The organism is Nitrosomonas eutropha (assembly GCF_003201195.1).
GTDB classification, from domain to species: Bacteria; Pseudomonadota; Gammaproteobacteria; order Burkholderiales; family Nitrosomonadaceae; genus Nitrosomonas; species Nitrosomonas eutropha.
This window is the reverse complement of record NZ_QICQ01000059.1, coordinates 1-5,912: the sequence shown is the minus strand read 5'-3', so window position 1 is coordinate 5,912 and position 5,912 is coordinate 1. Positions and strand designations below refer to the sequence as shown.

Genomic DNA, 5,912 nt, shown 5'->3' with positions numbered 1-5,912 from the left:
AAACGGTATTATTACGACTCACACGATCAGTTGAAGGCCCATCTCCATCGCTTTGTGATGGCTTATAACTTCGCCAAAAGACTAAAAGCTCTCAAAGGCCTAACACCCTATGAATACATCTGCAAAATCTGGAAAAATGAGCCAGATCGTTTTATCTTTGATCCATTCCAGCACACCGTGGGACTAAACAGGTAAGCTGCTTCCGCCAGAACAACGCCATCCTTTGCCTTATGGGTTTTTCACGGCACAGGATCCGGTGGTTCCGGAAGATAAACGCACAGATAACGTCTTTTTCTCTTGTGGCGCATGCCATACCGGCCGGGTCTACGTTAAAGATCGTATCCGCCATTTAATCGGTGCACCTAATACCGAAATCGAGTCGTCAGGATACGTTGGCCTGCTCTACGGTACGGCCAAGAAACTCATTAAAGTGGACAGCCCTGACCCAGGCAAAATTCAGGTTGATTTTGATCAGGTTAGCAGAATTGCTGCATTCCTTAAAAACAGGATTGAGACTGACCCGGCCTGGTTTTACGGTGGTAAAACGCCTGAGGAGCGGTTAGCCAGTGCTGAGTACGCCAAGGTTCAGGTTACGCGTGTATTGGGTAACCTCGAAGAGGCAGTCAAGTTTCTGATTGGCCTGGCCAAGACAACGGAGCTTATGTATCTGGCCCAGGCCTCGAATCTGATGCACACGGATAAAGAGGGACAAAAAGCACCAAGTGCATTTGGTCCAACTCCCGGGCGCATGGATGCGTTTGGCACCGCTACTGGACTGGTCGCGGTGCATGCCAGACGTGACAGCTACCTGGCGCGTTTGCCGGATGATCATCCTTTCTTTGCAGGACTAGAAAATCTCCCACGGGAAGAACGTCTTAAAAAGGCCGGTGAGCGACTGTTTAATACGGCAAATGAATGGATATCTCATCTTCCAGGCATTTCCGATATCAAGAGTCTGTGGTATTCACGTGACCATGGCCTGGCTAACTGGGATGCGAATCAGGCAGCCGAGGCACGGGTACTCGCCTCAGGGGTTTCCTCGGGAGGTGATCCATCTAAAGTAAATGTCCGCATCCATGAGGCAATGAATCCGTTTATCAATGATTTGCCACCTTCTCCTTACCCCTTTTCCGTGGATCTTGATCTGGCGGCCAAAGGCAAACCTCTTTTCGAACAGCAGTGCGCTTCTGCATGTCATTATTCTCAGAATAAGAAGGTTTATAACATCGGCACTGATATGAACCGGGCAATGCAGATCACGCCGACGGCTCGTCTGGGATTGCTTGAATTGATCCGTGAGACTTGTGAACTTTACGTTGAACGGGGTGGCAGTGATTGGTGTCGTCCCAAACGAGGCAGTCGCGCAGCCGATGACGAGGCGTATTTCGTCACGCCGCGCGGTGAGGCATCGGGTTACAAGCCGGATGTGCTTCATGGTATCTGGGCTCAGGCACCTTATCTTCACAACGGCTCTGTACCAACTTTGTGGCATCTCTTGCGGCCTGCTGAACGGCCGGTGAAATTTATTCGCGGCAATATCAAATATGATGAAGAAAAAATTGGCTTTGTATGGGACAAGGCTCCTGCGCTTGATGAATACAGCCCTGGCGATGCTGTGCACTTTGCCGAGCATGATACAACAGTGCACGGTAATTCAAATGTCGGTCATGCCTACGGCAGCGAGTGGACAGACGAACAGGCGTGGGCAGTCATTGAGTACATGAAAACGTTGTAGAAAGGGGAGGCGATATGGCCAGGCAAAATGGGATGACAATAAAGGATCAGCTTTATGGCATGGTTTGCGGTTTCATCAAGCTAATCCAAATGACATCGGGAAAGAAGCAGGGCAACCCATCGCCGGGTAGAGAGGAGGCGCCCAATTCTCCACCACCGACTGCAAGCTTTCTGAGCGATATTGCGAATGCCGAGGCGAGTTCACCGTTACCCCCTCCGCCGCCCAGTCCTCCCAATCCAGATGATCCTAAGTACGCCAGCGATCCTGAAGTTTATCGCCGGGACAAGCAGGCAGCAGAAGCTGCAATTACAGCCTTCACCGCAGCCGCACAAGTACGCGGCGCTGCGGTTGCGCAGATAATCACTCAATGGTTGGCCACTTCACCTGATGTGATGTTCCAGGAACTCCTGGCGCAACCAAGAAGCACTATGCCGATCTTCAAACCAGCGATTGGTCCCGTAATAGTTATGCGGCATCCGGAAGTCATTCGATGTCTGGAGCGCACTGATCTCTTCACGGTGGATCTGTATGCCGCCGAGATGGCGCGTGCCACGGATGACAAAACCAGGCATCCAGATGCTTACATACATTTCATGCTCGGTACCGATCACGATGATCTTTATCAACTTGATGACGTAATATTGCGACGGGCTGTGTCACGTAGCGACAAGGACACGCTTATCCGCCTGGCCCGCGAGGAGGCTGAGCGCTGGACACATCAGGCACAAGTTGAAGGCACTGGTGAAATCGATGTGGCCGCAACAATCGCCAAATTCGTACCGCTGCGTATCGTTGGCGATTATCTGGGCGTTCACTATTGCGAGGCAGGAGCGCCTTCAGCATTGCCAGGATTACGGGGAGGAGATCATTTTGCCCTCGATGAAAATCTGCAGAAATTTTTTACCTTTACCAGGATAAAAGAAGGCATCGTGCCGACCGGAGATGATCTGTTTGACTGGGTGAAGGATGCTTTTCGCAATATTTTCAATAACATTAATCCAGCTCATCCTAAATTTACCGAATACCGTGAGCGCGGCATTATCGCGACCGAATATCTCAGCGCCTACATTTTCGCACTGCTTCAGCACCATAAGGCACGATTACAGCATGGTGAAATAGTGCCTGACACCATGCTGACGAGACTGCTGCGGATGCAGCTTGAACTGGAACAAAATGCTGGCAAGCTGGAAGAGGAATTCGCCAGGCTGCTTGGTGCACCGCTTCCACAAGGTGAACTGGCGCGGCGTCTTTCGGATTCAATGATCCGGTCGAATGTATTTGGTACAACCGTCGGTGCGGTAGTCAATCCCTAGGAAGCAACGGCGCGTATTCTGGATTCCATGCTTCGTTTGAAGGAGGATAAATACGAAGTATTGAACGATTCCAGCTTCGAACAAGCACTTTATTGGGCCGATGTGGAACCGGACGAGCCGGATTATGCGGAAAGTCTGGAAAGGCTTCGCAAGTATGCTCTGGAAGCCTTGCGTCTCGAACCGCAAGGTGAGGTTTTATTGCGAGTGTGCGTACAAGACAACGATGTACTTGGTGGTGTCTCCCTCGGTAAAGGAACGGTTGTCTTTGTAGCCTATGCCGCAGCCATACTGGATCCGGAAGTGGTGCCGAATCCAGCGGCCTTTGATGTCACGCGAGATGAACGGCTGACGCCTTACTTGTGCAATCAGGAACGCGCGAGCGAGGCGCCTCAAAGCCTGATTTATTTACAACACGGTTACGGGCGGCATAAGTGCCTTGGCCGCTATGCCTCGGAAATCACCATGCAGGAATTACTACGTGCGATGCTCAGAATCGGTTCCCTGGTACGACGTGGCGAGCTTGAGATGGATGAGGAAAACTGGTTTGTCATGCGCTTTAAGATTGGCTTCTGATGATGGATGGGATGTGGATTATTAGATAGTAAATGAGTATTTCAGGACTGTTTTTAACGTAATGGTAACAACGCAGATAGTTTTTCAGAAGATACTTGGGAAAAACGCATTTGTTTTTCCTGTACACCAGATGCGCTCGATTTTTTTCTTGCGGGGCGACCATGCTGAGAAAACCGAAAGACCATGAACAGATGCGGGTGGAGATGGGCAGGCTCATCGAGGTATTGGAGTTGCCGGAGCTGAATAAGCAGTTTCTCCGGGCACGGTGGCTGGAGCAAGTGATCTGGATGGATGAGAGGGCATGGAATTCCATCTTGTGGCATAACATTCTGCGCCTCACGACGATTATCGGAGGTGTGATCGTTCCGGCACTGGTCAGCTTGAACGTCGGTGATGGTGCTGCGGCCGCAATCAAGACGCTCACGTTCATCGTCAGTCTCGTGGTGGCATTGAGTGCCGCCGTGGAGGAATTTTTTCACTATGGCGAACGATGGCGCCATTACCGGCGTACAGTTGAGGCACTGAAGAGCGAAGGCTGGCAGTTTTTTCAGCTCAGCGGGCCTTACGTCGGTCAAACCCATGTCCAGGTCTATCCAGCCTTTGCCGCTCGTGTCGAGGAGCTTAGCCGTGAGGAAGTGGAGACCTACATGACGCAGGTGGTGGAAGAAAAAAAGGAGAAGAACGAGGACATCCATCACGAGACGGAGCAGCAGGCTGACCGGGTAGGTTAATTGCCGTCTAACAGATTTAATCCATATCAGATGCAGCTTGCGAATCTGATTGAACCAGATTTCAGGAGTAATCCAATGTGCTGGAAACCTGCCGTCTTATTCAAGTGGAAACCGCATGGCGGTGGGGTATTACAGCACCTTTCATCCGTCCAGCTCGCCTCCCGCCAGGCGTTATCACAACCAACCTTTAGAAGGAGAGTCGCATGAAACGCAATCAAAGCAATCCCGTTGTCTGGTTTGAAATCTATGTTCAGGACATGGAGCGCGCCAAAGCATTCTATGAATTCGTATTTGCAGTCAAGCTGGAAAAAATGGCTGCCCCGACAGCAGAAATGAACATGGAAATGTGGAGCTTTCCCGCAGACAAGGATACCGCCCACACCACTTACGGCGCATGTGGGATGTTGGTAAAAATGGAAGGGGCTCCTTCCGGGCATGGTGGCACGCTGATCTATTTTGCCTGTGACGACTGTGCTGTAGAAGCTGCCCGTGCAGCCGAAAGTGGCGGCAGCGTTTTCAAGGAAAAAATGTCCATTGGCAAACACGGCTTCATCGCACTGGTGCACGATACCGAAGGCAATATGATTGGTCTGCATTCCATGTGATAGATAGATGATCTAGACATGGCAATGTCATATATTGCGCTCCAGCCGGTGCATTCAACGCCCTGATGCAGATGAGAAAAATCGACATTGCGGCAATTGAGGCAGCATGCTGCGGTGAAAGCGGGTAGCACTACGCTGGCTCCATATTAGAGATCCAATTAGAGATCCAATGTGTTGAGTAACGATTGCAGGCAATATGCTTGAACATGGGGGTAAACGGTTTTCAGCTGTTAAATACCAAATTGAGGAGGTCAGAATGACAAACCCGGAAGACTTGCAACGTGATACGGAAGCGGCACTCGGAGATGTAGAAAGACTTCGTACGGAGCTCCTGGAATTTTCGGAATTAGTGTCAATAAATCCAGTATTACGGGATTTGCGAATATCGCTGGCTGATGATCTGGAGGAATTTCGAGATAGAGTGGCACAGTTACTTGACAGAATCAGCCAGCTGCTCAAAGAAATTGGATATTCAGCGTATGGAAGATCAAACGAGGGATCTGCTTTTTCACTTGCAACACTTGCGAATGAACTAAATGCACAGCTCGAATGGCTCAAGGGTGTTCTTGAACATATTGAAAACATGATTCAAGACGACACTCAAACAACTGCTCAGTGGTTTATAAACCAGGTGACAAACCCTGTACGTGCCGCGCTGAACAAAATAAAAACAATTTTAACCCCTTTGCTGAAGCGTTTCCTGTCAAAAATATGGCAGATTATTTCTAACCTGCTTAGATGTTTAGTCCCACGGTGTGCCGGTGTAACATATAACCAGCTACGGAGGGATGATTTATGGGACAGATATTACACGGAAGCGCCCGCACGACAGTGGCGGTGCGTCGAGCGATACAAAATAGTCAAGAGAGTCTGAATGTTCTGGCCAAGCGGCATGGGATTAATCCAAAAACGGTAGCGAAGTGGCGGAAGCGGGAATTCACCCACGATGCACCGA

The 5,912-nt window shown here is 50.2% G+C and carries 5 protein-coding genes and 2 pseudogenes; all 7 read left to right on the top strand.

Going from position 1 to position 5,912, the window contains the following annotated elements; genetic code table 11:
- Positions 1–195 (top strand): annotated as a pseudogene (locus tag C8R14_RS13875) (IS481 family transposase); the annotation flags it as partial.
- Between the two features lies 1 nt (position 196).
- Positions 197–1,735, top strand: a complete 1,539-nt coding sequence (locus tag C8R14_RS12865) for a c-type cytochrome (protein WP_501037359.1) — start codon at positions 197–199, stop codon at positions 1,733–1,735.
- A gap of 14 nt (positions 1,736–1,749) precedes the next feature.
- Positions 1,750–3,048 (top strand): cytochrome P450 family protein, encoded by a 1,299-nt coding sequence (locus C8R14_RS12860; RefSeq protein WP_011634888.1) that lies wholly within the window; start codon positions 1,750–1,752, stop codon positions 3,046–3,048.
- A gap of 27 nt (positions 3,049–3,075) precedes the next feature.
- The gene (locus tag C8R14_RS12855) at positions 3,076–3,621 is read left to right on the top strand and encodes a cytochrome P450 (RefSeq protein WP_011634887.1); all 546 of its coding nucleotides are present in this window, start codon (positions 3,076–3,078) and stop codon (positions 3,619–3,621) included.
- 161 nt (positions 3,622–3,782) lie between these two features.
- Positions 3,783–4,352 carry a DUF4231 domain-containing protein gene (locus tag C8R14_RS12850; RefSeq protein WP_011634886.1) on the top strand — a complete coding sequence of 190 codons (570 nt, stop codon included), beginning with the start codon at positions 3,783–3,785 and terminating at the stop codon, positions 4,350–4,352.
- 203 nt (positions 4,353–4,555) lie between these two features.
- Positions 4,556–4,957, top strand: coding sequence for a VOC family protein (locus tag C8R14_RS12845; RefSeq protein WP_011634885.1), 402 nt, complete (start codon positions 4,556–4,558; stop codon positions 4,955–4,957).
- Positions 4,958–5,752: 795 nt separating this feature from the next.
- Positions 5,753–5,912: pseudogene (locus C8R14_RS12835) on the top strand (IS481 family transposase); the annotation flags it as partial.